This window comes from Mycolicibacterium aubagnense (genome assembly GCF_010730955.1).
Classification (GTDB): Bacteria; Actinomycetota; Actinomycetes; order Mycobacteriales; family Mycobacteriaceae; genus Mycobacterium; species Mycobacterium aubagnense.
The window spans coordinates 3996477-4020772 of record NZ_AP022577.1; the positions used below are offsets into that span (position 1 = coordinate 3996477).

At 66.7% G+C, this 24296-nt stretch carries 24 protein-coding genes and 1 pseudogene; 11 read left to right on the top strand and 14 right to left on the bottom strand.

The genetic code is table 11. The features are described 5' to 3' along the window. Genes G6N59_RS19065 through G6N59_RS19080 form a run of 4 tightly spaced genes read right to left on the bottom strand, consistent with a single transcriptional unit; the run spans position 1 to position 3440 of the window. On the bottom strand, positions 1-927 hold the full coding sequence (locus G6N59_RS19065) for an aldose 1-epimerase (protein WP_138228407.1): 927 nt from the start codon (positions 925-927) through the stop codon (positions 1-3). Positions 928-942: 15 nt separating this feature from the next. Beyond that, complete coding sequence (locus G6N59_RS19070) at positions 943-2109, bottom strand: FAD-binding oxidoreductase (protein ID WP_138228408.1); 1167 nt, start codon at positions 2107-2109, stop codon at positions 943-945. After that, complete coding sequence (locus G6N59_RS19075) at positions 2099-2749, bottom strand: CYTH domain-containing protein (RefSeq protein WP_138228409.1); 651 nt, start codon at positions 2747-2749, stop codon at positions 2099-2101. The genes G6N59_RS19070 and G6N59_RS19075 overlap by 11 nt, the downstream gene beginning before the upstream one ends. Before the next feature lie 25 nt (positions 2750-2774). Then, a complete protein-coding gene (locus G6N59_RS19080; protein WP_138228410.1) occupies positions 2775-3440 on the bottom strand; it encodes a GAP family protein in 666 nt (221 codons plus the stop codon). Between the two features lie 185 nt (positions 3441-3625). On the opposite strand from G6N59_RS19080, the gene clpB reads away from it, so the two are divergent. After that, on the top strand, positions 3626-6172 hold the full coding sequence (clpB, locus tag G6N59_RS19085) for an ATP-dependent chaperone ClpB (protein ID WP_138228411.1): 2547 nt from the start codon (positions 3626-3628) through the stop codon (positions 6170-6172). A gap of 53 nt (positions 6173-6225) precedes the next feature. Here clpB and G6N59_RS19090 read toward each other — a convergent pair whose 3' ends face one another. Together G6N59_RS19090 and G6N59_RS19095 are read right to left on the bottom strand one after the other, a co-directional pair. Continuing rightward, a complete protein-coding gene (locus G6N59_RS19090) occupies positions 6226-7305 on the bottom strand; it encodes an NAD(P)H-dependent amine dehydrogenase family protein (protein ID WP_138228412.1) in 1080 nt (359 codons plus the stop codon). A 5-nt stretch (positions 7306-7310) separates the two neighbouring features. Then, positions 7311-8300, bottom strand: a complete 990-nt coding sequence (locus G6N59_RS19095) for a Rieske 2Fe-2S domain-containing protein (RefSeq protein ID WP_138228413.1) — start codon at positions 8298-8300, stop codon at positions 7311-7313. Between the two features lie 89 nt (positions 8301-8389). On the opposite strand from G6N59_RS19095, the gene G6N59_RS19100 reads away from it, so the two are divergent. The 5 genes from G6N59_RS19100 to G6N59_RS19120 all read left to right on the top strand — a co-directional run bounded on the left by G6N59_RS19100 (position 8390) and on the right by G6N59_RS19120 (position 12617). Next, the gene (locus G6N59_RS19100) at positions 8390-8998 is read left to right on the top strand and encodes a TetR/AcrR family transcriptional regulator (RefSeq protein WP_138228414.1); all 609 of its coding nucleotides are present in this window, start codon (positions 8390-8392) and stop codon (positions 8996-8998) included. A 66-nt stretch (positions 8999-9064) separates the two neighbouring features. Beyond that, on the top strand, positions 9065-9877 hold the full coding sequence (ttfA, locus tag G6N59_RS19105) for a trehalose monomycolate transport factor TtfA (protein ID WP_020098707.1): 813 nt from the start codon (positions 9065-9067) through the stop codon (positions 9875-9877). Positions 9878-9901: 24 nt separating this feature from the next. Further along, positions 9902-10813 carry a hypothetical protein gene (locus G6N59_RS19110; protein ID WP_234884044.1) on the top strand — a complete coding sequence of 304 codons (912 nt, stop codon included), beginning with the start codon at positions 9902-9904 and terminating at the stop codon, positions 10811-10813. After that, complete coding sequence (locus G6N59_RS19115; protein ID WP_138228415.1) at positions 10785-11471, top strand: TrmH family RNA methyltransferase; 687 nt, start codon at positions 10785-10787, stop codon at positions 11469-11471. The genes G6N59_RS19110 and G6N59_RS19115 overlap by 29 nt, the downstream gene beginning before the upstream one ends. Before the next feature lie 15 nt (positions 11472-11486). Beyond that, positions 11487-12617, top strand: coding sequence for a glycoside hydrolase family 76 protein (locus G6N59_RS19120; RefSeq protein ID WP_138228416.1), 1131 nt, complete (start codon positions 11487-11489; stop codon positions 12615-12617). A 3-nt stretch (positions 12618-12620) separates the two neighbouring features. On the opposite strand, the gene G6N59_RS19125 is transcribed toward G6N59_RS19120, so the two are convergent. After that, entirely contained in the window at positions 12621-12935 is a 315-nt protein-coding gene (locus tag G6N59_RS19125) for a DUF732 domain-containing protein (protein WP_138228417.1), read from the bottom strand. Between the two features lie 255 nt (positions 12936-13190). On the opposite strand from G6N59_RS19125, the gene G6N59_RS19130 reads away from it, so the two are divergent. The 3 genes from G6N59_RS19130 to chrA all read left to right on the top strand — a co-directional run bounded on the left by G6N59_RS19130 (position 13191) and on the right by chrA (position 15435). After that, on the top strand, positions 13191-13472 hold the full coding sequence (locus tag G6N59_RS19130; RefSeq protein WP_138228418.1) for a hypothetical protein: 282 nt from the start codon (positions 13191-13193) through the stop codon (positions 13470-13472). A gap of 229 nt (positions 13473-13701) precedes the next feature. Then, on the top strand, positions 13702-14220 hold the full coding sequence (locus G6N59_RS19135) for a lipoprotein LpqH (protein ID WP_275938271.1): 519 nt from the start codon (positions 13702-13704) through the stop codon (positions 14218-14220). A gap of 75 nt (positions 14221-14295) precedes the next feature. Further along, positions 14296-15435, top strand: a complete 1140-nt coding sequence (gene chrA / locus G6N59_RS19140) for a chromate efflux transporter (protein WP_138228419.1) — start codon at positions 14296-14298, stop codon at positions 15433-15435. A 6-nt stretch (positions 15436-15441) separates the two neighbouring features. On the opposite strand, the gene G6N59_RS19145 is transcribed toward chrA, so the two are convergent. Further along, positions 15442-15795 carry an Rv2640c family ArsR-like transcriptional regulator gene (locus G6N59_RS19145; protein WP_138228420.1) on the bottom strand — a complete coding sequence of 118 codons (354 nt, stop codon included), beginning with the start codon at positions 15793-15795 and terminating at the stop codon, positions 15442-15444. A gap of 99 nt (positions 15796-15894) precedes the next feature. Here G6N59_RS19145 and G6N59_RS19150 point away from each other — a divergent pair, with 99 nt between their 5' ends. Further along, entirely contained in the window at positions 15895-16326 is a 432-nt protein-coding gene (locus G6N59_RS19150; RefSeq protein ID WP_138228421.1) for an ArsI/CadI family heavy metal resistance metalloenzyme, read from the top strand. After that, a pseudogene (arsB, locus tag G6N59_RS19155) lies at positions 16323-17800 on the top strand (ACR3 family arsenite efflux transporter). The gene G6N59_RS19150 and the pseudogene arsB overlap by 4 nt, the downstream one beginning before the upstream one ends. 5 nt (positions 17801-17805) lie before the next feature. On the opposite strand, the gene G6N59_RS19165 reads toward arsB, so the two are convergent. The 6 genes from G6N59_RS19165 to G6N59_RS19190 all read right to left on the bottom strand — a co-directional run bounded on the left by G6N59_RS19165 (position 17806) and on the right by G6N59_RS19190 (position 24119). Next, the gene (locus tag G6N59_RS19165) at positions 17806-19062 is read right to left on the bottom strand and encodes an HNH endonuclease signature motif containing protein (protein ID WP_138228424.1); all 1257 of its coding nucleotides are present in this window, start codon (positions 19060-19062) and stop codon (positions 17806-17808) included. A gap of 67 nt (positions 19063-19129) precedes the next feature. Beyond that, positions 19130-19666, bottom strand: a complete 537-nt coding sequence (locus tag G6N59_RS19170; protein WP_234884045.1) for an oxygenase MpaB family protein — start codon at positions 19664-19666, stop codon at positions 19130-19132. 78 nt (positions 19667-19744) lie between these two features. Continuing rightward, positions 19745-20239, bottom strand: a complete 495-nt coding sequence (locus G6N59_RS19175) for a hypothetical protein (RefSeq protein ID WP_234884046.1) — start codon at positions 20237-20239, stop codon at positions 19745-19747. A gap of 2 nt (positions 20240-20241) precedes the next feature. After that, on the bottom strand, positions 20242-22254 hold the full coding sequence (locus G6N59_RS19180) for a glycoside hydrolase family 183 protein (RefSeq protein WP_138228425.1): 2013 nt from the start codon (positions 22252-22254) through the stop codon (positions 20242-20244). 95 nt (positions 22255-22349) lie between these two features. After that, positions 22350-22715, bottom strand: a complete 366-nt coding sequence (locus G6N59_RS19185; protein ID WP_138228426.1) for a hypothetical protein — start codon at positions 22713-22715, stop codon at positions 22350-22352. Between the two features lie 6 nt (positions 22716-22721). Next, positions 22722-24119, bottom strand: coding sequence for a threonine/serine exporter family protein (locus G6N59_RS19190; RefSeq protein WP_138228427.1), 1398 nt, complete (start codon positions 24117-24119; stop codon positions 22722-22724). Between the last annotated feature and the right edge of the window lie 177 nt (positions 24120-24296).

The window sequence follows — 24296 nt, forward strand, 5'->3', positions numbered from 1 at the left end:
TCAGAAGTGTGCGGCACCAGCGGGTACTTCGGAAACTCCGATCGAGAACCGCATTGTCACCGGCCGGCCCGGGGAAGCGAGGCGATATCCGCCGTGGCGCAGGGCGTCGGTGGGCGCGGCCATGGGCTCGATGGCCACCAGCGCGTCGCCCGGCGGTGCGAACAGTTGCGCGGCGGGGTAGCCGGTTTCGAACGTCACCGTGATTCGGTGACTCCCGCCGCTGAGGGTGAACTGCGCGCCGTCGGGTACCTGGTCGAAACCGTCGTCGTACGCGGTGTCGCCCAGCGGCCCGGATCGGGCCGCCCAATTCTCCGTAGCGCCGGTGGGCAACCCGCGATCGTCCGTCGGTAGGTGTCGTAGCGCAGGCGTCTGAAGAACCCAATTCTCCCGCGGCACAACAGGAATGGTCAGATACGGGTGGTAGCCGAAACACAGCGGTACTGCCGCAGACGCGGACGGCCGAACGCTGGTCTCGATCGTCAACACCCGCCCGGTCAGCGTGACGCGCTCCGTCAGCACGTGTGGGAAGGGAAACGACGCCAGCAGGCCCGGCCGGCTGAAATCGACTGCCGCGGTGACGGAATTCGCCGACTGCTCCGTGACCAGCCAGCCTGGGTAGGCCGCGAGTACACCGTGCATGGGTGAGCCGTGCTCGTCGGTGCGGACGCCACCGGTTCCGGGCGTCAAGGTGACGGCACCACCGTCGACGTCGTAGGTGTTGGCGCTCAACCGATTCGCCCACGGATAGAGCAGGGGGATGCCCATGGTCTTGGCGTTGGTCAGATAGGCGTCGAGCCCGCGCCGCTGGCCCAGGAACTCCACCTGCCCATCGGAAAACGACGTCCCGATCATCCCGGCGGCGGGCACGAATGTCGCGGTCATCGTCGACTCGGGGTCGCGCAGTACGACGGTATCGAGTTCGGCCATCGGGGTCCTCCAGTGTCAGTGGGCCAACGGGTCGTGCTGAATGCGTTCTGGCGGAGAGCCTTTGGCAATCAGGGCGGCTTTGGTTGCGGCGACCATCTTGGGCCCGCCGCACACCAGGATCTGCCGGTCGCTCCAGCTGCCGTAGCTCGTCACCACGTCGGGGAGCAACCCGGTCTGCCGGACATGCAGCCCGCGGGGCGGCTGGACATCGGGATAGTCGGCGGCCCACGGCGGGTCGGTGGAGTATTCGGACACCGGCGTCACCGACAGCCACGGGTTGGTGGCCGCGATCTCCCACAGCGTGCGCAGGTCGTAGAGGTCGCAGGGATAGCGGCCGCCGAAGAACAGGTGCACGCGCGGGTTCTCGGCCTCGCGGCACAAGTTCATCAGCAGCGCGCGCAGCGGCGCCAGCCCGGTGCTGCCGGCGACCATGAGCACGTCTCCGTCAGAGCGGGAAACGTTCATTCCGCCATGGGGATTCGACAGTCGCCAGCGGTCGCCGGGCGTGGTCTGGTTGACGATCGCGGTGCTCACCATGCCGCCGCTGACCGAGCGGATGTGAAACTCGATGGCGCCGCTGGCATCGGATGGCATCGAGGGACTCAGGTGCCGCCAGCGCCGCGGCCATTGCGGCACCTGTACCGCGACGTACTGGCCGGCGTGGTACGAGAGCGCCTGGTCCAGTTGCAACCGCACGATCGAAACGTCGCGCGTCACCCGCAGGTGCTCGACGACGGTGCCGTCGACATAGGGCGGGGTCTGCTCGGAGTCGGCGGCGCCGCGCATGACACCGACGATGAGGTCGACGGCGTGCGTGGTGGCTTCGGCGACGCGGGCATCCCAGCGGTCACCGAGCTCGACACGCAGGGTCGCCAGCAACGCGTCGTGCAGGGCCACGTAATGCTGAGGTGCCACACCGTATTTGCGGTGGTCGCGGCCGAGCTGAGCCAGGAACGCCACGGGTTCTTCGGCCCGCTGGTCGATGAATTCGCCGAGTACCCAGAACAGCGCCTGACCGAATGCGGTGCGCTGGGCGGCCAGGTCGGGTGGAAAGAGATCGCGCGCCGACAGGTCGGTGGCGAACCAGCGGGCGTAGAAGCGACCGATCACGCCGTCCCCGCCGCGGGCAGGGTCGACCGCGGCGCGCACCGTCATCAGGGCTTCGCGGTCGTCAAGTCCCATCGGGCGTCGGTGACGTGGTGTCGAAATGGTTCTGCCCCAACGTGCTGACGAAGGTGGGGCCCAACAGATCGAGTTCGCGCCGGTGCGCGTCGGCCCAGGCGCCATACGGGTAGTGGGCCAGGTACTCGTTCCGGAAGCGGTCGTCCTCGGACACCTCGGTGACGCAGAACGTCGGGATCGCCAGATCGACCACCGGCCCGCCGCGTTCCACCTCGGCCAGCAACAGTGGGGCGTTGCCGCCCAGGAATCGGTCGACGATCCAGCCGTCCTCGCCGAGCCACACCGAATACCGCACCTTGGTGACGACATGTTCGGCGCGACGGACGATTTCGCCGGCCACCAGCGGATCGAGTTCACGCTCGGCCTCGTAGCGGGTGCCGCCGGCCGCCGGTCCCTTGGCTGTCATGGTGCCGAGCGAGTCGCTGCCGATGGCGTCGATGAGGTCGATCGACGGATCGCTCAGATCGGCCGGCGCGGGACCCTGGACCCGCACCCGGACGGCATACCCGTCGGACGCGAACAGATACGCCTGCACGATCAGGGCCGGACTGGGGTCGGACGCGGTGACGGCGGGCAGGTCGTGGACGAGGAACTTTCGCTCGAACTCGAAATCGCCGAAGTCGGATTCGGATTCGGACATGGTTAACGGTAACCCGCCTGACCAGCTACAGGTGGCTAAGGCCCTTGTATGCGACCAGGAGTCCGATGACGATCAGAATTCCGGCGACCAGCACCGCATGCTGTCGGTGCAACCAGGCGCCGAGACGGGCCATGGCCGGGTCCAGCCGCTCGCCCGCGGCGGCGTAGGTCAGGACGGGGATGGCGACCGAACTGCCTGCCACCACCGCGAAATACAGCACCGACGCCCAGGTCGCCGCGCGGGGGAGTTCATCGGTGCTGATGGCCAGGCCGGCAGCGACGCACATGAACAGCACCTTGGGGTTCACCACCGCGAGCACCGCCGCGGTCACGAAGCCCCGGGCCGGGGTGACGCTGGTCAGCTTCCGCATCCAGGCCGGCTCGTGCGTGTCGTGCTTGCGGTTGGCCCAGCGGTAGATACCGAAGGCGACCAGCAGGACGCCGATCACGATGCGTACCCACGACGCCGTGGTCGACGGCTGGCCTGCCTCGGGCATCAGACCGGACAGCTGGACGAACACCCCGGTGAGCACGGCGATGGCCACCAGCCATCCGGCGAGAAAAGTCAGACCGGTAAGCCGGGCGTGGGGAGATTGCAGCACGAGCACTGCGGGGATGATCGACAGCGGGGAGAGGGCGATCACCAATGCCAGAGGAATCAATTCCGTCAGTACCGAAGTCCAATCGGTCATTCGCTGCACCCCTTCGCGGTCGCGACAAGTATGCCTGTGCCGGAAAGGGCATTCGGGCGTCCTGGAAAAGGACTTGTGGCGGTGTTGAAAATCGGGCAAATTTTCTAGACTTGAGCGGAACAGACTCAACCTTGACTGCGTTGAACTGACCGACAAGCATTTTCTCCAAACGAAAGGGAGGTGTCGTGGACTCGTTCAACCCGACCACGAAGACTCAGGCGGCGCTGACCTCAGCGTTGCAAGCGGCGACCGCCGCCGGAAATCCGGAGATCCGTCCGGCGCACCTGTTGATGGCTCTGCTGACCCAGAATGACGGCATCGCCGCACCGCTGTTGGAGGCCGTCGGCGTCGAGCCCGCGACCATCCGGGCCGAAGCCCAGCGGCTGATCGACCGGCTGCCCAGTGTCAGCGGCGCCAACTCGACGCCGCAGCTGTCTCGTGAGTCGGTCGCGGCCCTGACGGCTGCCCAGCACCTGGCCACCGAGATGGACGACGAGTACGTCTCCACCGAGCATCTGTTGTACGGCCTGGCCAGCGGCGACTCCGACGTCGCCAAGATCCTGGTCAACCACGGCGCCGCGCCGCAGACGCTGCGCGACGCCTTCGTGAAGGTCCGCGGCAGTGCCCGCGTCACCAGCGCCGACCCCGAGGGCACCTACCAGGCGTTGGAGAAGTACTCCACCGACCTGACCGCTCGCGCCCGGGAAGGCAAGCTCGACCCGGTCATCGGTCGCGACAACGAGATTCGTCGCGTGGTCCAGGTTCTGAGCCGGCGCACCAAGAACAACCCGGTGCTGATCGGCGAGCCCGGCGTCGGCAAGACCGCCATCGTCGAGGGTCTGGCCCAGCGCATCATCGCCGGTGACGTGCCCGAGAGCCTGCGCGACAAGACCGTCGTCAGCCTGGACCTCGGGTCCATGGTGGCCGGCGCCAAGTACCGCGGTGAATTCGAGGAGCGGCTCAAGGCCGTCCTCGACGACATCAAGAACTCGGCCGGGCAGGTCATCACCTTCATCGACGAGTTGCACACCATCGTGGGCGCCGGCGCCACCGGCGAGTCCGCCATGGACGCCGGGAACATGATCAAGCCGATGCTGGCCCGCGGCGAGCTGCGCCTGGTCGGCGCGACCACGCTCGACGAATACCGCAAGTACATCGAAAAGGACGCCGCCCTGGAGCGCCGGTTCCAGCAGGTGCTGGTCGGCGAGCCGTCGGTCGACGACACCGTCGGCATCCTGCGTGGCCTCAAGGAGCGCTACGAGGTGCACCACGGTGTGCGCATCACCGACTCCGCGCTGGTCGCGGCGGCCACGCTGTCGGACCGCTACATCACCAGCCGGTTCCTGCCGGACAAGGCCATCGACCTCGTCGACGAGGCGGCGTCGCGGTTGCGCATGGAGATCGACTCCCGACCTGTCGAGATCGACGAGGTCGAGCGGCTGGTCCGTCGCCTCGAGATCGAAGAGATGGCGCTGGAGAAAGAGGAAGATGCGGCGTCCAAGGACCGGCTGGAGAAGCTGCGTTCCGAGCTTGCCGACTACAAGGAGAAGCTCAGCGAGCTGACCACCCGGTGGCAGAACGAGAAGAACGCCATCGACATCGTCCGCGAGTTCAAGGAACAGCTGGAGACGTTGCGCGGTGAGGCCGACCGGGCCGAGCGCGACGGTGACCTGGCCAAGGCCGCCGAGCTGCGGTACGGCCGGATTCCGGCGGTCGAGAAGCAACTCGACGCCGCGCTGCCGGTCGCCGAGGCCCGCGAGAACGTCATGCTGAAGGAAGAGGTCAGCCCCGACGACATCGCGGATGTGGTGTCGGCGTGGACCGGCATCCCGGCCGGCCGAATGATGGAAGGTGAGACCGCCAAGCTGCTGCGCATGGAGGCCGAGCTGGGGCACCGGGTGATCGGTCAGGAGCTCGCCGTCCAGGCTGTTGCCGACGCGGTGCGTCGCAGCCGGGCAGGGGTGGCCGATCCCAACCGGCCGACGGGTTCGTTCATGTTCCTGGGCCCGACCGGTGTCGGTAAGACCGAACTGGCCAAGGCGCTGGCGGAGTTCCTGTTCGACGACGAGCGCGCCATGATCCGCATCGACATGAGCGAGTACAGCGAGAAGCACGCAGTGGCTCGTCTCGTGGGGGCCCCTCCCGGGTACGTCGGGTACGACGCCGGTGGCCAGCTGACCGAGGCGGTACGACGGCGGCCGTATTCGGTGGTGCTGTTCGATGAGATCGAGAAGGCGCACCCTGATGTGTTCGACATCCTGCTGCAGGTGCTCGACGACGGCCGGTTGACCGACGGTCAGGGTCGTACCGTCGACTTCCGCAACACCATCCTCATCCTCACGTCCAACCTGGGCGCGGGCGGCACCGAGGAGCAGGTGATGGCGGCGGTGCGCTCGCGGTTCAAGCCGGAGTTCATCAACCGCCTGGACGACGTCATCGTCTTCGAGGCGCTCAAGCCCGAGGAGCTGGTGCGGATCGTCGACATCCAGCTGGCTCAGCTGCAGAAGCGGCTGGCGCAGCGGCGGTTGACGCTCGAGGTGTCGCTGGAGGCCAAGAAGTGGCTGGGGGAGCGCGGTTTCGACCCGCTGTACGGTGCCCGTCCGCTGCGCCGCCTGGTGCAGCAGGCCATCGGCGACCAGTTGGCCAAGAAGCTGCTGGCCGGCGAGGTGCACGACGGCGACGTCGTGCCGGTCAACCTCAGCGCCGACGGCGAGAGCCTGGTGCTCGGCTGAGTCCGGGTTGGTTACGGGAAAGCCCCGCCACACTTCGGTGTGGCGGGGCTTTTCTAGATGTTGAAGCGGCCGGCGAATCCGCGCAGCGGGACGTCGGCGCTCGTCAGTAGTCCGGGTGGCGCTGCGACCACCGAGGCGATGGCGTTGAGCGCGGGCAGCCCGGTGACGGTCATGCCGATCGAGGCGAAGTTGTCCGGATTCGACAGGTCCACACCGGGTTTCGGGTAGATCATGTGCTTGTTGTAGACGCACGGATCACCCTTGATCTGGGTGATGTAGCAGCCCTTGATGTTCCAGCTTGGGTCGGTGTGCGGCGTCATCTGCCACTCGAGGTGTGTCTCGATGCGCGGCACCCCGTCGACCATGCCCTGGTACTTGATGTAGTTGCCGCCCAGCGAGCCCTTGGGCAGCGTGTACCAGCCCAGGTCGACATCTTTTGTGCAGGCGCCGAGCTCGTAGCTGAACTTCACCTCGTCGAGCTCGAGTCCGAAGCAGTCGGCCATCATCAGCACGCTGTCGGCGAACACCCGGGTGTACTTTTCCAGCTTCGCCGGGATCGACGGATCATCAACGGGCAGGCCGTATCCCACCTCGATCCAGGTGTCCTTGCTGTGGTGGCAGGACACGTCGACGGATTCGATGGTCGTGACGTTCTCGATCTCGGCGACGTCGGCCGAACACACCACGCCCAGGATCTGGTTCACGCCCGGGTTCATGCCGGTGCCGTAGAACGTGGAACCACCACGTGCGGCCGCTTCCGCCAGGACCTGGGTGACCGGTCTCCCGGAGGGGTGCGGGTGGTTGGTGTCGCGGTGCCAGCCCGTGATCCAGTCGGCCGTCGTGACGATATTGATCCCGGCTTCAAGGACTTTCACGTAGAGGTCTTCGTCGGGGAAGACGCCGTGGAACGTCAGTACGTCGGGTTTGGCGGCGATGATCTCGTCGACCGATCCGGTGGCGATGACTCCGATGGGCCCGATGCCGGCGATCTCACCGGCGTCACGCCCGATCTTTTCCGTTGTGTAGCAATGCAATCCGACCAACTCGAGGTCGGGGCGCTTGCCGATGCGCTTGATCATCTCGGTGCCGACGTTGCCGGTGGCGACCTGGAAGACGCGGATTTTGGCACTCATGGTGTTCAGCCCTTCGGCGTTTCGGGATAAAACTGCATGGCCCATTTGCGGATTGCGGTGAAGCCTTCGTATTCGGCGGTGGCCAGCGCCGGCGGATCGGAGTACCGCTGGTGCGACCAGATGTGGATGTCCTGGGTGAACTGCCGGATCACCTCGTCGCCGAACGCGGCGGCACGTTCGGCGGCTCGCGGACTGTCCTTGCCGGGCGTCCGCCCGATGTAGACCATGAACCGCACGTCGGAGGTGGACTCGTCGACGGGAGTGACGGCCGAGATGGTGCGGTTGTCGATCATTCCCCAGCTCTTGGTGACGGCGATGCCCAAGCCACCGTTGATGGCCTCGACTCCGCTGCGCACGTCGTCGATCGACTGCTGGTCGCCGCCCTCAAAGGTGATGGTGAAGTCGACGTACGAGACCGGCGCGGCGAAGTCGTGGCGGGTGAAGACCGGCACGATCGGGGTCTGGTGCACGAACTTGAAGTGTGCGAAATCGACGCCGTTCTCCAGCACGTACTGCGGATGCAATTCGAGTGCGTCACGGAAGAGCCGCTGCTGCGGGTAGTAGTCGGCGGCGCTGCTGCCGTCGCTGAACGAGGCGAACACGTCGGGCGCCTCGAAGAACGGTTCGCGCCCCTCGACGTCGTGCCAGATATAGATGGCCTCGTTGAGTTCGGTCACGGGGTAGGTGCGAATCCGGCGGCCGCGGTTGGGCCGGTCCTGGTACGGGATGCAGACGTTGTGGCCGGCGGCGTTCCACTGCCAGCCGTGAAACGGGCACTGGATCGTGTCGCCGACGACGTGGCCGCCGAAGCCGAGGTGCGCACCGAGGTGCTCGCAGTAGGCGTTCATGACGGTGACGGCGCCGGATTCCGAGCGCCAGGCGACCATCTCCTCGCCGAAGTACTTCATGGCGTGCACCGCGCCGATGTCGACCTGGTCCGACCAGGCGACCTGGAACCATCCCGTCGGCTTCGTGGGCAACTGCGGTTTGGCCATGACGGGAATCGTAGGGGGTTCTGTGAAACTTGTGAAGGGTTTAGTAGAGGGTTCTGCGAAACTGCGTGCGAGCGGCTAGCCTGCTGAAGATGACCGAGGTGAGCGTGCGCCGGACCAACAAGCGCGGCGACGCCACCCGGGAAAGCATGTTGGAGGCCGCGCGCAAGGCGCTGGCCACCGGAGATCCGGGCGCGGTATCGGCCAACCGGATCGCCAAGGAGATCGGCGCCACCTGGGGTGCGGTGAAGTACCAGTTCGGCGACATCGACGGCTTCTGGGCCGCGGTTCTGCGCCGCACCGCCGAGCGTCGCGCGGGCATGCTGAGCCAGCACGACAGCGGCGCTACGCTGCGGCAACGCGTCGCGACCATCATCGACCTGCTGTATGACGGCCTGACCATCGGCGATTCCCGGGCCATCGAGAATCTGCGCGCGGCGCTCCCGCGGGACCATGCCGAACTGGAACGGCTCTATCCGAAGACGGCCGCGGAGCTGTCGTCCTGGGGGCAAAGTTGGCTGCAGACCTGCCAACAGGCCTTCGCTGACCTGGACGTGGACCCCGAGCGGGTGCGCGAGGTGGCCGCCTTCATCCCCGGCGCGATGCGTGGCATCGCGTCGGAGCGTCAGCTCGGCACGTATACCGATCTCGACCTGGCCCGACGGGGGCTGACGAACGCGATCGTCGCGTACCTGAAATAGCATGTGACCAGCTTGTGACCAATTCGAGTTCGGGCATTTCGGGTACCAGCCAGTAAGCTTGGTGCGATGGTTCCGCTCTGGTTCACGCTTTCCGCGCTCTGCTTCGTGGGTGCGGCAGTGCTGCTGTACGTCGACATCGACCGTCGACGTGGCCTCGGCAGGCGCCGCAAGTCATGGGCGAAGTCGCACGGGTTCGACTACGAACACGAGACTCCCGACCTGGTCAAGCGGTGGAGCCGCGGCATCATGTCGACCGTCGGCGAGAACGTGCACGCCCGCAACGTCGTGCTCGGTCAGATCCGCGGCGAGGCCGTGTTCATCTTCGACCTCGACGATGTGGCCACCGTTATCGCCCTGCACCGCAAGGTCGGCACCAACGTCGCCGTGGACGTCCGGCTGAAGGACATCCCGGAACCTCGGGAAAACGACATCTGGCTCCTCGGTGCCATCGGGCCCCGCATGGTCTACTCCACCAACCTCGATGCCGCTCGTCGCGCCTGCGACCGCCGCATGGTGACGTTCTCGCACACCGCCCCGGATTGCGCCGAGATCATGTGGAACGAGCAGAACTGGACCCTGGTGTCCATGCCGATCACCAGCACCCGCGCGCAGTGGGATGAGGGTCTGCGTACCGTCCGTCAGTTCAACGACCTGCTTCGGGTGCTGCCGCCGGTGCCGTCCGGCCAGAACAGCGTCGCCGGCCAGGCCGTCGCCCGTCGCAGCGGTTCGCCGAGCCGTCCGCTCAGCGCCGGCCCGATGCGCCAGAACGAGCTGCCCGCCGGCCGCAGCAACCAGGCCCCCGGCCGCGCCGATATCGGTCGCTACACGCAGTTCGCTCCGGCCCGCAACGGCCGTCCCGCGCCCAATTATCAGCGCTGAGGTCGTCCGGCTAACCTGAGCCGCATGTCTGTTCGCACGTTGGCCTCGCGGCTGCTGACAATGCTGCTGGCCGGCGTGCTGGTCGCTTGTTCGGGTGGCGGTTCCGCCGACAACAGCATCTACGGTGCGCCCAGTGCGAAAATCGGTGAATCGCAGTCGCTGCTGGGCTGGAACGTGTCGGTCTCCAACCTGCGCTTCCAAGACGACCAGGTGTTGGTCGATGTCGACCTGGCTGCCGCGAAAGCCGGCGGTGAACACGCCAAGCCCGAGACGCTGCGCTTCGGCCTGTACGGCGCGCTGGCACACCCCCTCGAGTCCAACGTGATCGGTGGTTGCGACGGCGTTCCCAACCTGAAGATCAACCCGGCGGTGGTCCAGAACCCGGACAAGGTAACCGGCACAGTCTGTTTGGGTCCGATGCGTGACCAGTCGCAGGTGCGGGGCGTCTACCTGTACTCGCCGGCCGACCGGATCAAGGACACCACCGTGGCCTATGGTGCGGCGTACCCGGTGGGCCTGACACCGACCAACGAGTCCGACACCGGACTGACCCTGAAGGCCACCAGCGTCGATGGGTTCCGGGCCGACGGCGGGCAGTTGATCCCCGCGGCGCTGGGGGACCCGACGGCGTTCACCGGCAAGGGCTACATGCTGTTGGGCCTCGAAATCGGCGGTCTGGCAAGCCGATACAAAGCGGACTCCGTCAAGCGGGGCGGCCCGCTGATGATCGCGGTGGCGCCGACGCTGCCGCCGCCCGGCCTGTCGCATATGTGTGACCTCTACGGTGCCACGCTGCTGGTGCTGCCGGATTCCAAGCTGGGCGCGATCTCGACCCGGGCCTCCTTGTGTACGCAGGGCGATATCAACCAGGCGTTGCTGTACGCCACCGTTACCGTGGTGGGAACCCATGCGGCGGTGTGGATTTCGCGTGAGTGATCACGTCGCCGAGCATGTCGATGTGCCAGGCCCCACCGAGTGGGGCGCCGGGCCCGGCGTCGGCCCATGGCCGGGCGAGCTGCCCGACGATCCGCGCTACGACCCGGAGTTGTTGCGCGAGGGCGACACTCGCAACGTCGTCGACGCCTACCGGTACTGGACGCGGGAGGCGATCATCGCCGACATCGATCAGCGCCGGCACCCGCTGCACATCGCGATCGAGAACTTCGGCAACGACGCCAACATCGGCGCGGTGGTCCGCACCGCGAACGCGTTTGCCGTGGACACCGTGCACATCGTCGGCCGGCGGCGGTGGAATCGGCGCGGCGCCATGGTGACCGACCGCTACCAGCGACTCATGCACCACGCCACTACCGCCGAGCTGCTGGCCTTCGCCGACGGCGCCGGGCTGACCCCCGTGGCCGTGGACAACGTGCCCGGCTCCGTGCGGCTGGAAGAGACGACGCTGCCCCGCGAGTGTCTGTTGATCTTCGGGCAGGAGGGGCCCGGTATCACCGACGACGCCAAGACGGGATCGATGATGACGGTGTCCATCGCACAGTTCGGCTCCACCCGGAGCATCAACGCCGGGGTGGCCGCCGGGATCGTCATGCACACCTGGATCACGCAACATGCACGACTGGATCGGGCCTGGTAGGGCAGGATAGACCGCATGGATCAGCGTCCGGTGGAGCGGAGCGACGGGGATGCAGTTTGGGCGAACCGTGCGGCCAGCGCCGAAACGGCTGTGTTCAATCGGCATATCCGGCGGCTCTGGGGCATACCCGGAACCCAGCTGGGCGTGGTGGCCTGGCCGTCGACCCGGGCCGACCGGCTGTTCAAGAGCTGGGATTACTGGTGGCAGGCGCACCTGCTCGACTGCATGATCGATGCGCAGCTGCGCGACCCGCAGGAGTACCGCGTGGCCCGCATCAGCCGTCAGATCCGCGGACACCGACTGCGCAACAACGGTTCGTGGACCAACAACTACTACGACGACATGGCGTGGATGGCGCTGGCACTGGAGCGCTCGGGCCGGCTGGTCGGCGTGGCGCGGCCCAAGGCGCTCAAGACGTTTGCCGACCAGTTCCTGAACGCCTGGGTGCCCGAGGACGGCGGCGGTATCCCGTGGCGCAAACAGGATCAGTTCTTCAACGCCCCCGCCAACGGCCCGGCCGGCATCTTCCTGGCCCGCCACGACCGGCTGCGGCGAGCGCAGCAGATGTCCGACTGGATCGACGACACGCTGATCGACCCCGATACGCACCTGGTGTTCGACGGCATCAAGGCCGGCTCGATGGTGCGCGCCCAGTACTCCTACTGCCAGGGCGTGGTGTTGGGGCTGGAGGTGGAATTGGCTGTGCGCACCGGGGATTCGCGGCATGCCGAGCGGGTGCACCGGCTGGTGGCCGCGGTCAAGGAACACATGCTCGACGACGGCGTCATCCGGGGCGCCGGCGGCGGCGACGGTGGTCTTTTCGGTGCCATCCTGGCCCGCTACCTGACGTTGGTGGCCACCGCGCTGCCCGGGGATTCCGAGGACGACGAAGCCGCCAGGGCGACTGCCCGCGAGCTGGTGCTGAAATCGGCAGAATCGGCGTGGGACTACCGGCAGTCGGTCAACGGCATCCCGCTGTTCGGCGCGTTCTGGAACCGTGCCGCCGAGGTGCCGAAGGACACCGGCGAGCAGGCGAAATCCGTTGACGGCGCGGTAAATTCATCTGATATCGCGGAACGGGACCTCTCGGTGCAGGTGGCCGGCTGGATGCTGATGGAAGCGGCCTTCGCATTGACCGAGCGCTGACGGCTACTTGGGCGCCAGATCCCGGCAGTAGGCGTAGATGGCCAGCCCGCCGAACTTGACGGCGTCATCGTTGGACATGTTGCCGGCGTTCTTCTTGAGATAGGTCAGCGCCGAGTTGACGCCCCCGCTTCGCATGGCGGTGCAGGTGCCGTGCGCGAGCTTGAGGGCGGTGTTGTTCGGCATGATGAAGCCCTTGTCGTGCAGGGCTTGCAGGAACATGGGGTCGACCTGATCGTCGGCGTGGGCGGGCACGGCCAGCACTATGGTGACCGCCGACGAGACCGCCGCGAGCAGAGCTGCGGTGCGTGAGCGCTTCATCCGGATCCCCCATCAATGTGTGTTTGCTGACAGGCTACGCGAACGGACGCCGCCGGATGCCGGATCGAATCGATCGGAAAGTTTGCGGTATGGCGTGTCGACCGCCGGTACCGGCGGTGCCGGATGTTGCCGCGGCGCGATCTGCGCTGGCAGTCAGCCGATTTCGGGGACCGGGGAATGGAACCGCGGACGACGGCGTCTTATACTTAGGTCGGTTTATTACTTATTGCATTTTTGTTTTTTCGGAGGTTGGCCATGGCCACGTTGAAGAGGATTGCGTCCACTACTGCACTTGCGGCAAGCCTCGGAGCCGCGCTTTTGGGTATCGGTTCAGGTGTCGCCGGCGCCGCGCCGGCGCTCGATCCAGGCATGATCCCGATGGATCACGGGCATGGTTGGGGTGGCGGCGACTGGAATGACCACCACGACTGGCGTGGCCGCGGCTGGGGCGGCGGTCCGTCGTGGGATGGTCCGAGCGTGTACATCGCCCCGCCGTGCGTGACCGGCCCGCTCGGTTACGTCACCGTGTGCGCATAGCGACGGCGGTGTCCTAGCGAAGTGTTCGTACCCGGGCCGGTTGGCGGCCCGGGCATCGACGCTTGTGTTTGCTAATTACGTTGCAGCGCACTATTTCTGAACGTCTCCTGCTTGACAGCTGAACATCCGAAGCGTTTGGCCAGGAGACGGTTGAACCTTCTCGCCCTGGGTAACTCATCGACGACCCGGCCTGCAAATCAGGCATCAGCGGCTGAGAAGGAGGAGAGCAGTGGTCCACAAGCAGATCCAGCGGGATCTCGCGGTTGCTTCGTTGACCGCAGCGGCAATCGCCGCTGGGCTGACCGGGTGCTCGACCGGGGCATCTGGTACGAACGCGGGTTCGCCGACCACCCCGGGCGCTCCCGGTTCATCAGCGTCGTCGAACAGCGTGACAGCGCTCGCGCCGCAGGTTGTCGTCGATGGCCAGCCTCAGCCGGTCACCGGTGGAGTCACCTGCAACAAGTCAGGTAATAACGTCACGATCGGCATCGGCGACGCGTCCAACGGGGTTGGTGCGGTAGTCAGTACCGACAACCCACCTCTGGTTCATACCGTCGGCCTCGGCACTGTCAGCGGTGTGACACTGGGCTATTCAGATGCGGACCCCGGGCAGGCCAGCAGAGCGGGCGCCGCGGCGCGCGGCAACTCCTACACCATCAAGGGCACTGCGACCGGCAGTGACCTCAGCAATCCGCAGGCGCCACAAGAGATCAGCAAGTCCTTCGAGATGGACGTCACGTGCCCGTAACCCCAGCTGGATCCCGCTACTGATCGAGGGGACCTGTCGTCCGCAGTTCACCGTGGCATGCCAAGGTGATTGACCATGACCGCGCCGCCGCCCAGTTTGGGCACTGTCCTGCGAGAGTGGGGCACCATCGGGTGCATCGGTTTCGGCGGGCCGCCCACGCACATCAAGCTGCTGCGCAGCCTGTGTGTGGAGCGGCGCCGCTGGATCGGTGCCACTGAGTTCGAGGACGCCATCGCGACCTGCAACCTGTTGCCGGGGCCGGCGTCGACGCAGCTGTCGATCTACTGCGCCTGGCGGGTACGTGGCCGGCTGGGTGCGCTGGTCGGTGGCGCCGCATTCATCATTCCGGGGCTGATAGTCATCCTCGGCCTGGCGGCGCTGTTCCTGTCCGGTGCGCCGCCGCGGTGGGTCCTGGCGGCCGGCGCCGGTGCGGGTGCCGCCGTGGCTGCTATCGCGGTGCATGCGGGGGCCGCGCTGATCCCCGCGAGCTGGCAGCGTCGCACCAGCGCCATCCGCTGGTCGGTGTACCTGGTGCTGGGAGCGGTCGCCGCGGCGGTGCTGGGTCCATGGCTGGTGGTGGTGCTGTTGGCCTGTGGCGTAATGGAATTGGTGCGGACGACGACGCTGCCCCGATCCGGTGCGCGCAGCATGCCGCTGCTGGCGTTCCACTCGCTGACGCTGGGCACATTGGGTTCGCTGTGCTGGGTGGCATTGAAAGTCGGGGCCCTGTCGTACGGCGGCGGCTTCGTCATCATTCCGCTCATGCAGGGTGACGCCGTCGACCAGTACCACTGGATGACCGGGCCGCAGTTCCTCAATGCCGTTGCGCTGGGCCAGATCACGCCCGGGCCGGTGGTGCAGACCGTCGCCGTCGTCGGCTATGCGGCTGCGGGACTGGTCGGCGGGGTGCTGGCGTCGGTGGTGGCGTTCAGTCCTTCGTTCCTGTTCATTCTGGTGGGTGCCAAGCACTTCGACCGGATTCGCGGCAACGGCTATGTGCGGGCGTTCCTCGACGGTGCGGGTCCGGCCGCCATCGGGGCGATCCTGGGTTCGGCGGTGCCGTTGGCCATGTCGATCAGCCGGCCCTGGCAATACGTGGTGCTGGCCGTTGCAGCGATCGCGGTATTCAGCCGGCTGAACGTCGTCGTCACGTTGCTGCTGGCCGCGGTGGCCGGCGTTGTGGCCACCGCATTCGGCTTACCGCTACCCAGCTGAGCGCCGTCAGCAGCAATTCGGATCGAGTACCCGGCACAGCGCGGCGAGCGCGTCCCGCCGGGCGGTGTGGTGCACGTTCATGCCCTGCCGTTCGGAGGTGACGAAACCCGCCGCACGCAATTGTCCAAGGTGGTGACTGACCGTCGATTCGGCCAGGCCCACCGCGGCTGCGAGAGACCCGGTGGTGCTCGGCCCGGCGTCGGTGAACAGCAGTGACATCAACTTCACGCGCGCCGGGTCGGCAAGTGCCTTGAGTCGCATGGCCACATCGAGCGCGGCGTCGTCGTCGGTCGGGGTGGCGGCCACCGGTGCGCAGCACAGCGGCTCGGACATATCGATGACGGGCAGTGCCTTGGGCATGACCCTGATGCTACGCCCTTTGTTGACATATATCGAAAAGGTGCGTAGAACGAGTGCATCTACATTTTCGATATACGTCTCAAGCCCTAGGGGTAGGTCATGTCCCGAACTCAGCTCGCCCTCAATGTCGACGACCTCGACGAGTCGATCACGTTCTACCGCAAGCTCTTTGGTGCCGAGCCGACGAAAGTCAAGCCCGGTTATGCCAACTTCGCGATCGCGGACCCGCCGCTCAAGCTGGTCTTGATCGAGAATCCGGGGCACGGTGGTTCGATCAATCACCTTGGCGTCGAGGTGGATTCCAGCGACGCCGTGCACTCGGAGATCGCCCGACTCACCGAGGCGGGGATGTTCACCGAAGAGGAGATCGGCACCACCTGCTGCTTCGCGACGCAGGACAAAGTGTGGGTGACCGGTCCGGGCGGGGAGCGCTGGGAGGTTTACACCGTGCTGGCCGACTCTGAGTACTTCGGTGACGGCCCCGGGGCCGACCAGCAGGGTGGCGGCGTGTGCTGCGGAACGGCGTCGTGACGCAGACCTCAAACGCCGGCCACCCGCCGGCGGCCTCCCGACTGTCGACCCTCGACCGGTACCTGCCCGCCTGGATCGGGCTGGCGATGGCTGCCGGCCTGTTGCTGGGCCGCTGGATATCCGGACTGGACACCGCGCTGGAAAAGGTTCAGATAGCTGGGATTTCACTGCCGATCGCACTTGGGCTGCTGGTCATGATGTACCCGGTGCTGGCCAAAGTTCGCTATGACCGGCTCGACACCGTGACCTCCGACCGCAAGCTGCTGCTGTCTTCGCTCGTGCTGAACTGGGTGCTGGGGCCGGCGTTGATGTTCGCACTGGCCTGGCTGTTCTTGGCCGATCTCCCCGAGTATCGGACTGGACTGATCGTGGTGGGCCTGGCCCGGTGCATCGCCATGGTGATCATCTGGAACGACCTTGCCTGCGGTGACCGCGAAGCCGCGGCCGTCCTGGTGGCGCTCAACTCGGTGTTCCAGGTGCTGATGTTCGCGGTACTGGGATGGTTCTACCTTTCGGTGCTGCCGGGCTGGCTGCACCTGCCGCAGACCACGATCGCGACCTCGCCGTGGCAGATCGCCAAATCGGTTCTGATCTTCCTGGGCATTCCCTTGCTGGCCGGCTACCTGTCGCGCCGACTCGGCGAAAACGTCAAGGGGCGCAACTGGTACGAGTCGTCGTTCCTGCCCCGGATCGGTCCATGGGCGCTCTACGGACTGCTGTTCACCATCGTGATTCTCTTTGCGCTGCAGGGACATCAGATTGCCACTCGGCCCTGGGACGTGGCGCGGATCGCGCTGCCGCTGCTGGCCTACTTCGCGATCATGTGGGGCGGCGGCTACGCGCTGGGCGCCGTTCTCGGCTTGGGCTATGAACGCACCACCACGCTGGCATTCACCGCGGCCGGCAACAACTTCGAACTTGCCATCGCCGTCGCCATCGCTACGTGGGGTGCAACCTCGGGGCAAGCGCTGGCCGGTGTCGTCGGACCGCTCATCGAAGTGCCCGTGCTGGTCGCGCTGGTCTATCTGTCGCTCGCACTGCGACCACGGTTGAGGAGCACTCCCGCATGAGCGCCCAGCCGAGCGTCCTGTTCGTCTGCGTACACAATGCCGGCCGATCGCAGATGGCGGCTGCGCTGCTGACCGAGCTGTCCGGTGGTCGCGTCGAAGTGCGTTCTGCCGGAACGGCTCCCGCTGACGCGCTCAACCCCGTTGCCGTCGCGGCCATGGCCGAACTCGGCATCGACATCATGGCCGCGGTGCCCAAGGTGCTCAGCGCGGACACGGTGCAGTCCAGTGACGTGGTGATCACCATGGGCTGCGGCGACACCTGTCCGTATTTCCCCGGGGTGTCCTACCGCGACTGGAAACTCGATGACCCCGCAGGGCAGCCGATCGAGGCTGTGCGCGCCATCCGAGACGCGATCGCCGAACGGGTGAGAGAGCTCGTCGCCGAACTGATGCCCGGCGGGTAGCCGACTCAGTTGGTCGACGGTGTCGGCGGCGGTTCAAAGGGTTGGTACCACCACCATTGGGCGCGTTCGCCGGTGGGTCCGGGGCAGGGTGGGACATCCGGTGTCGGTGTGGTGGGTGGTCGGGCCAGGGATCGGTTGGTCAGGGGTTGTCCCGCTGGGTCGGTGACGACGAGCTGGTCGGCGGGCCCGGTGATGGTGATGCCGCCCTTGTGGTGCAGGCGGTGATGGAACGGGCAGACCAGTACCAGGTTGTGCAGTTCGGTGACCCCGCCGTCCTCCCAATGGATGACGTGGTGGGCGTGCAGGCCCCGGGTGGCGCCACAACCGGGCACCACGCAGCAGCGGTCGCGATGTTCCAACGCCCGGCGCAGCCGGCGACTGATGGTGCGGGTCGTGCGCCCGGCGCCGATCGGCTGACCGTGCCGCTGCAACCACACCTCACAGGTTGCGTCGCACAACAGCAATCTGCGTTCATCATCGGTCAGTGCCGGTCCCACATGCTGTGCGGCTGTGTGCTGTTCGATGTCGAGGTGCACCACCACGGTGGTGTGGTGACCGTGTGGACGACGTTCCACGTCGGCGTCCCAGCCGGCCTCGACCAGGCTCATGAACGCATCGACCTGGTTCGGGAACGGGGGCACCCCTTCCGGCACCGAATCGCCGGACTCTTCGTGGTCGCGTTGGTAGTCCGCGACCAACGCATCCTGGTGCGAGGCCAGAGCCGCGTCGACTTTCGCGGCTTCCAGCTTCGGCAGCCGGATCTTGTAGGTGGTGGACCCGTCGTCGTGCGTGGTTTTGGTGATCGATCGCGGCGGTTCGGGCTTGGGTTCGGGGTCCGGGCGCGGTTCCAGGCTCACGGCTTTACGCAGTTGGGTGACGGTGGCGCTGGCCGCGAACTGCGCGTAATGCTCATCAGCCCCCTCGGCCGCATGCTCGGCCACCACGCCGACCTGATCCAGCGACAACCGGCCCTCACACATCGCCTCGGCGCACCGCGGGAACTCCTCGACCCGGTGCGCGACCGCGACCATGACTTCCGCATTACGCGGCGACACCCCGGTTTTCCACGCCACCAGCGACGTGATCGACTTCGCGCCGGTGGCGCCCCAGAGCCCGTCGCGGTCGATCTCGGCGACGATCTCCACCAGGCGTCCGTCGATCGCGTTGCGCTGACCGGTCAACTCCCCGATCTCGGCGAAGAACGCATCGAGACGCTCGCACGGCGACCCGTCAACATCGGAAGCCGTTGCGGTGCTGGACATGACACCATCAAAGCAGAAGGGTACGACAAGTTTGATCGCCGACGATTCGCCGACCGGGCAGATAGTCCTAGACCAGGCTCCCGAGATGCGCCTGCGACTCGATCAGCCCTTCGTCGCTGGGCGCGCGGCCTTCGCCGAACACGCGCCGTTGTTGCCTGGCGCGCAGATCATGGTGTGCGTCAGCGGGTTTGGCATAGCCGTAGCGGCTGCGTGCCTGCTCGGGGGTGAGGACCTCGTCGGAGATCGGCGCCACGCCCAAGATGTACGGCGCGGCCACCGGGGCCAGCGACGGTGCGATCAGTTGCGCCACAGCCAGTTTCAGTCGCGGGCTCCGATCAGCGATGCCGTAGGCGAGCTTGAGTACTGGACGCACCGCGATGTCGACGGCTCGCGGCTGGTCGAAGCCGCTGAGCTTGCGCATCCATCGGGGCATGGTCGCAATTGCTCCGGCGCGCAGGAACCAGTTGACGACTTCTACCGTCGGTCGCAACGGCAGCGGCGCCGGGGGGAGTACCACCTTGGCGTTGAGCAGGTGGTCCATCATGTGGCGAGCGGCCTCGCTGACCGCCAGATGCGGGCGCATCTGGTCGAAGTACGCACGCACGCGAACCGCTTCGAGCGCATGGTGCGTACGGTGCGGGACCTGGCCGGCCGCTACGAGATGACGCCGTAGCCTGACGACTCAGTCGAGCCGGGTCCAGAGGCAGTACCCGGAGAACTCGACGGAGGACGCCGTGGGGGCGACGTCGAAGTGCAGTGTCTGGTCCGGCGCACCGTCGGTCACCACGGGCGCGCCGACCACGCCGGCACTGATCACCGCGCGCTGCTCGACGCGGCACCGGTTGCCTGGGGCCAGCGGGGTTCCACTCCACGTGCCGGACAACAGGTTCGGATTGCGCATGCCCTGACCGTGCAACGCGATGGCGGGGCCGGTGCTCCACCACCGGTCGCTGGGTTCGGCGGGTAGTGCGACCGCCTGCCAGTGCCCTTCGTGGCACTGCAGCGGAGTGTTGGCTCCCGACGCGGGGGCCGGCGTCGTCGGCATAGTGGTGGCCTCGTCGGCCGTCGGCGGGCACAGCTGATCCTGTTGTGGTGCAACGGGATCAGCCGAAGACAGCGGCGCCACCACGGTCGCCAACGCCACTGCGGCGGCAGTCAGGACGGTCGTGCGAATCACGGCTACACCTTGGTGAGATCGGTCTTCATCAGCATGACGTTGTATTCACTCCACAATGACAGGTTCCAGTACAGATCGGTGCCAGTGCCCAGGGTCGACGGCGACCACGGGTCCATCATGGGGGCGTAGATGCCGCCGTTCTGTTGTGGCATCAGCACTTTGGCCTGAGACCACGTGCCCTGCGGAGTATCCGACGTGCTCATCACGACGTTGTTGAACTGGTCGGCGTAGAGGGTCACGTATTTGTTCAGGGTCTTGTTGTACTGGACGGACATCTCGCCGACGTTGTTGCCCGCCTGGGCGATTCCGCACGCACCGGTGCTCTGGCCGAAGACGGGGGTGGCCATCGACGGGTCGTTGTACCAGCCGGCACTGACGGCACCGAGGCCGAAGAACCAGCCGGGGTTGCCCTTGTTGTAGTACTGGTACTTCGATGCGTCCAGGATGTTGGCTTCCGTCACGCGTGACACGTAAGCCGCGCCGCCGCGACCGTTCGGCGTGCCGTATGAGTAGACGTAGCCATCACCGGGACGCAGCAGCGCTGCCTGCTGGAAATTGGCGTTACCGCCCCAGTTCTGCCGCACGCTCTGCGGCGCGATGGTCCAGTTCTCCCCGTTGTCGGTCGAGTACGCCATCGCCGAGTAATTGGTCGTCCATTGACCCGGGGCGCCCCACTGCTTGACTGACATGAAGCTCAGGTACTGCGTGGCGCCGAATTGGGTGCCCGGTGTCGGCACCGAGATGCCTGACGTCGGGATCAGCGTCACGCCAGAGGGCAGTCCGGGCGGCAAGTTGGCGGGCAGGATGATCTGGCGTGCCGTTGTCGGTGAGGACAGCGGAGTTCCGCCGAACATGTTGCCGTTGAACCACTGGCCGTCCGGGATCGAGATGCCTTTGGAGAGGTCGGTGTTCGAGGTGCGGAACAGGATGTTGTTCAGCCAGTTGCCGGTCATGTTGGGGCCGCTGAAGGTGTCACCGAATGCCATCAACACCTGATGCTCGTCGATCGGTGTGCTCGGATTATCGGGGATTCCGTTGTCCCACATGGTGCCGACGTCGGTACCCCAGACACCGAAGCGGGAATAGGTGTTGTTGGGAGCGAAGTTTCCGGTGACCCAGTTGACGAAGCTCGTCGACGCGCTGATCTGCTGACCAGGGGTCGGGAAGGCTGGTTGTGGGTTGCTCACGGTCGCGGCAGCCACGACCGCGGTGGCGGTCAGTGGCTGGCTCGTGGTGACCAAAGCGGCCGCGGCGTTCTGCGGCTTGATCGCTGACAGTAGGTTGTCGAATTCTCGACGGGCGAAGGCCAGCACGGTCCAGGCCAGGGTCGGCTGGGCCGGGCTGCCGTTCGGATTGAAGGCCCAATTCAGCACGCCGGCAACGGCATTCACGACGGCGGCCACCGGGTTCAGTGCCGTGACGGTCGGAGCGGTGACGGTCGGGGTGATCACGTTCGTCGTCGCGGCGACAGGCGTCGGCGAGGTGGTGACCGCGCTGGTGGTGATCTTCAAGGCAGTCGGTGCGACGGCGGCCACGCTGATCGGGGTGGGTGTCGTGGTCTGTTGGGTGGCGAGCGGCGTGCTGGGTGGGCTCAGCCGTGGTGTTTGCGGCGTGTTCGGGGCCGTGGCGGTCGGTGCGGCGGTTTTGGTATTGGCGTTCTTCGGCCGGTTCGCGCGGTCGCGGTTCGTGGTCGGCAGCTTGTCCGTCGTGGTCTCGGCCGTGGTTTCCGATGTGGGGTCGGTCTTGGGCTCGGCCGCGCTGTCGGTAGACGGCGCCGCGGTCTTGTCGTCGTCCTTCTTGGGCTTCGACTTGTCGCGGCGAGGTTTGGTGGGTGTCCCCGAAGTACCGGATGCACCGGCTTTTTCGCCTGTCGAGGAGGTCGCCGCTGGGCCGGCGGGTGTTCCGGTGTCGGTCTGGTCGGCCCACGCGACGCCCTGCCCGGATACGATCGCGGTTCCGATACTGAGTGCGAAGGCGAGCCGACCGGCCCGGCCGACATATCTGGTGGCGCCCATGGTGCCTCCCCTGTTACTCCAGCTAACTAACCTATGGAACAACATCGGCGCGCGCCGCGGAAGCGTTTCGGCAGGTTGTTGTTGTTCCGATACCGTCAGTTGGTCAGGCCGGCCTCGCGCAGCGCATCCTCGTACAACTCGATGGCGTGGTCGATGCCCCGATCGACCCAGCTGTCGACGAACGCCACCCGGCCCGCGACCAGCTGGATGCCAGTGGCCCAGCGTTCGAAATCCCCGGTGCGACGCAGGATGTCGATCTGCACGCGCGTGCCCTTGATGTGGACGAAGCCGCCCAACTCCGTGGTCTGCGGTCGCAGGATCGTGATGTCGAACTCCTCGATCCGGCCGTCGTCGACGAGTGCCTGCAGGTAGCCGCGAGCATTGCGCAGGGCGGCGAGGGCTTGGAGTTCGCGGCCCTGGGTGGGCAGGCCCCAGGCGATCCAGATTCCGGTCTCGGACATGGCGCTCTACGCTACGCGCGACCCGAGCAGTCGGCGGGGAAGGCGCGGGCGTCGCAGGGTGCGCGCCACCCATTCGCCGAGCGTCACCCCGGCGGCCAGCGTGCACCCGACCATGACGGCGGTGAACAGATTGGAGATGGCCGCGACCGTCTGGCCAGCCATGATCTCCGACAGCCCGCGATAGACCGCGAGACCCGGCACCAGCGGGGTGATGCCGGCGACGGCCACGATGATCGGCGGAACCACCGCGCGCCGGGCCAACATGCCGCCGGCGAGGCCGACGACCGTCGCGGCGGTGGCCGAGGCGACGATCGGCCCGAGCCCGGCGTTCAGGATCGTCCCGACCAGTCCCGCCCCGACAGCACCCGACGCGAAGGAGGTGGCCAGCGCTTTGAGCGAGGCGTAGCTGGCGAGGGCGAACGCTGCGGACGCGAGCCCGCCGGTGAGCACCATCACTGGCAGTGGCGCGTAGGGCAACACCTCCTGCTGCATCGGCGGCAGGCTCGCGCCGAGGGCGGAGGTGAGCCGCAGCGCGATGCCGACACCACCGACCAGGCCCGCGGTGTAGACCATGACTTCGATGAATCGCCCAGCGGCCGTGACGGGCGCGCCCGTGATGGCGTCCTGCACCGAACCGACGAGCGACAGCCCCGCCATGAGCACGATGATGCCCGACACGATCATGCGGTACGGCGCGACGACCGCGCTGTGCTCGATGGCCAGCTTGTAGACAAATGCCGCCGGCACCGTCGCCATGAACCCGCCCATTACCTGCTGGAAGAAGTACGGCAGACCCAGCTTGCCGAGCGCGACGTTGGTTCCGTAGATGGCGGCGGTCGTGACGAATGAGACGACGGCGAGCGTGGGGCTGCCGCCGAGCATCAGTGTCACCGCGGCGGCCATCAGCGCCCACCCGGACAGCGCCACTTTGCGCGAATACGGATGATCGGCGGCGACGATGTAGTCCAATGCCGCGCGGGCGGGCTTGAGGCCCAGGTGCCCGCGGCCGATCCGGCGGATCAGGACGTCCACCTGCTCGAGGCGGGTGTAGTCCAGCGACCGGTACTTCACGGTGCGCATGTAGTTGGTGGGTGGCAGGCCCGGACCCCGCCGGGCGGAGACGTGGATGGCGTTGTAGGTCACGTCGACGGCGCAGTCGGTCAGGCCGTACGTGGCGGCGACGAAGGCGATCTGCTTACTGGTGTCGATGGCGCCGGTGCCCGAATCCAGCAGCACCTCGCCGACGTTCATCGCCAGCTCGACCACCTCGGTGACGGCGCGTTCGTCGCTCTGGTCGATGGGCTGCAATGGCGTGATGACGGGCAGGCCCGCGGTATCGGCGGTGGACGGCCGGTCACCGAGTACGCGGCGTCGAGCAGCGGCAACGCGGTCACGCAGTGTCACCACAAAATCGTAGGTCCCCTGGGCGCCTGGCCTGCGCCGTGTGCCAGATCACTGCCGGGTGGCGTTCGGTTGGCCACCGGTCCGCCGACTACACCTTGCGGAACGTATTCAGAGGGAGTCGTGCGTGGGGGACGGTGAGCCGGGCGACCGGCTGTGGCGGCGTGCGGCCCGCTGGTG

Bases quoted from the DNA above. Each gene is read 5' to 3' on its own strand.
- G6N59_RS19065 (WP_138228407.1), bottom strand. From the start codon at position 927: ATGGCCGAACTCGATACCGTCGTACTGCGCGACCCCGAGTCGACGATG.
- G6N59_RS19070 (WP_138228408.1), bottom strand. From the start codon at position 2,109: ATGGGACTTGACGACCGCGAAGCCCTGATGACGGTGCGCGCCGCGGTC.
- G6N59_RS19075 (WP_138228409.1), bottom strand. From the start codon at position 2,749: ATGTCCGAATCCGAATCCGACTTCGGCGATTTCGAGTTCGAGCGAAAG.
- G6N59_RS19080 (WP_138228410.1), bottom strand. From the start codon at position 3,440: ATGACCGATTGGACTTCGGTACTGACGGAATTGATTCCTCTGGCATTG.
- G6N59_RS19090 (WP_138228412.1), bottom strand. From the start codon at position 7,305: ATGAGTGCCAAAATCCGCGTCTTCCAGGTCGCCACCGGCAACGTCGGC.
- G6N59_RS19095 (WP_138228413.1), bottom strand. From the start codon at position 8,300: ATGGCCAAACCGCAGTTGCCCACGAAGCCGACGGGATGGTTCCAGGTC.
- G6N59_RS19100 (WP_138228414.1), top strand. From the start codon at position 8,390: ATGACCGAGGTGAGCGTGCGCCGGACCAACAAGCGCGGCGACGCCACC.
- ttfA (WP_020098707.1), top strand. From the start codon at position 9,065: ATGGTTCCGCTCTGGTTCACGCTTTCCGCGCTCTGCTTCGTGGGTGCG.
- G6N59_RS19110 (WP_234884044.1), top strand. From the start codon at position 9,902: ATGTCTGTTCGCACGTTGGCCTCGCGGCTGCTGACAATGCTGCTGGCC.
- G6N59_RS19115 (WP_138228415.1), top strand. From the start codon at position 10,785: ATGCGGCGGTGTGGATTTCGCGTGAGTGATCACGTCGCCGAGCATGTC.
- G6N59_RS19120 (WP_138228416.1), top strand. From the start codon at position 11,487: ATGGATCAGCGTCCGGTGGAGCGGAGCGACGGGGATGCAGTTTGGGCG.
- G6N59_RS19125 (WP_138228417.1), bottom strand. From the start codon at position 12,935: ATGAAGCGCTCACGCACCGCAGCTCTGCTCGCGGCGGTCTCGTCGGCG.
- G6N59_RS19130 (WP_138228418.1), top strand. From the start codon at position 13,191: ATGGCCACGTTGAAGAGGATTGCGTCCACTACTGCACTTGCGGCAAGC.
- chrA (WP_138228419.1), top strand. From the start codon at position 14,296: ATGACCGCGCCGCCGCCCAGTTTGGGCACTGTCCTGCGAGAGTGGGGC.
- G6N59_RS19145 (WP_138228420.1), bottom strand. From the start codon at position 15,795: ATGCCCAAGGCACTGCCCGTCATCGATATGTCCGAGCCGCTGTGCTGC.
- G6N59_RS19150 (WP_138228421.1), top strand. From the start codon at position 15,895: ATGTCCCGAACTCAGCTCGCCCTCAATGTCGACGACCTCGACGAGTCG.
- G6N59_RS19165 (WP_138228424.1), bottom strand. From the start codon at position 19,062: ATGTCCAGCACCGCAACGGCTTCCGATGTTGACGGGTCGCCGTGCGAG.
- G6N59_RS19180 (WP_138228425.1), bottom strand. From the start codon at position 22,254: ATGGGCGCCACCAGATATGTCGGCCGGGCCGGTCGGCTCGCCTTCGCA.
- G6N59_RS19185 (WP_138228426.1), bottom strand. From the start codon at position 22,715: ATGTCCGAGACCGGAATCTGGATCGCCTGGGGCCTGCCCACCCAGGGC.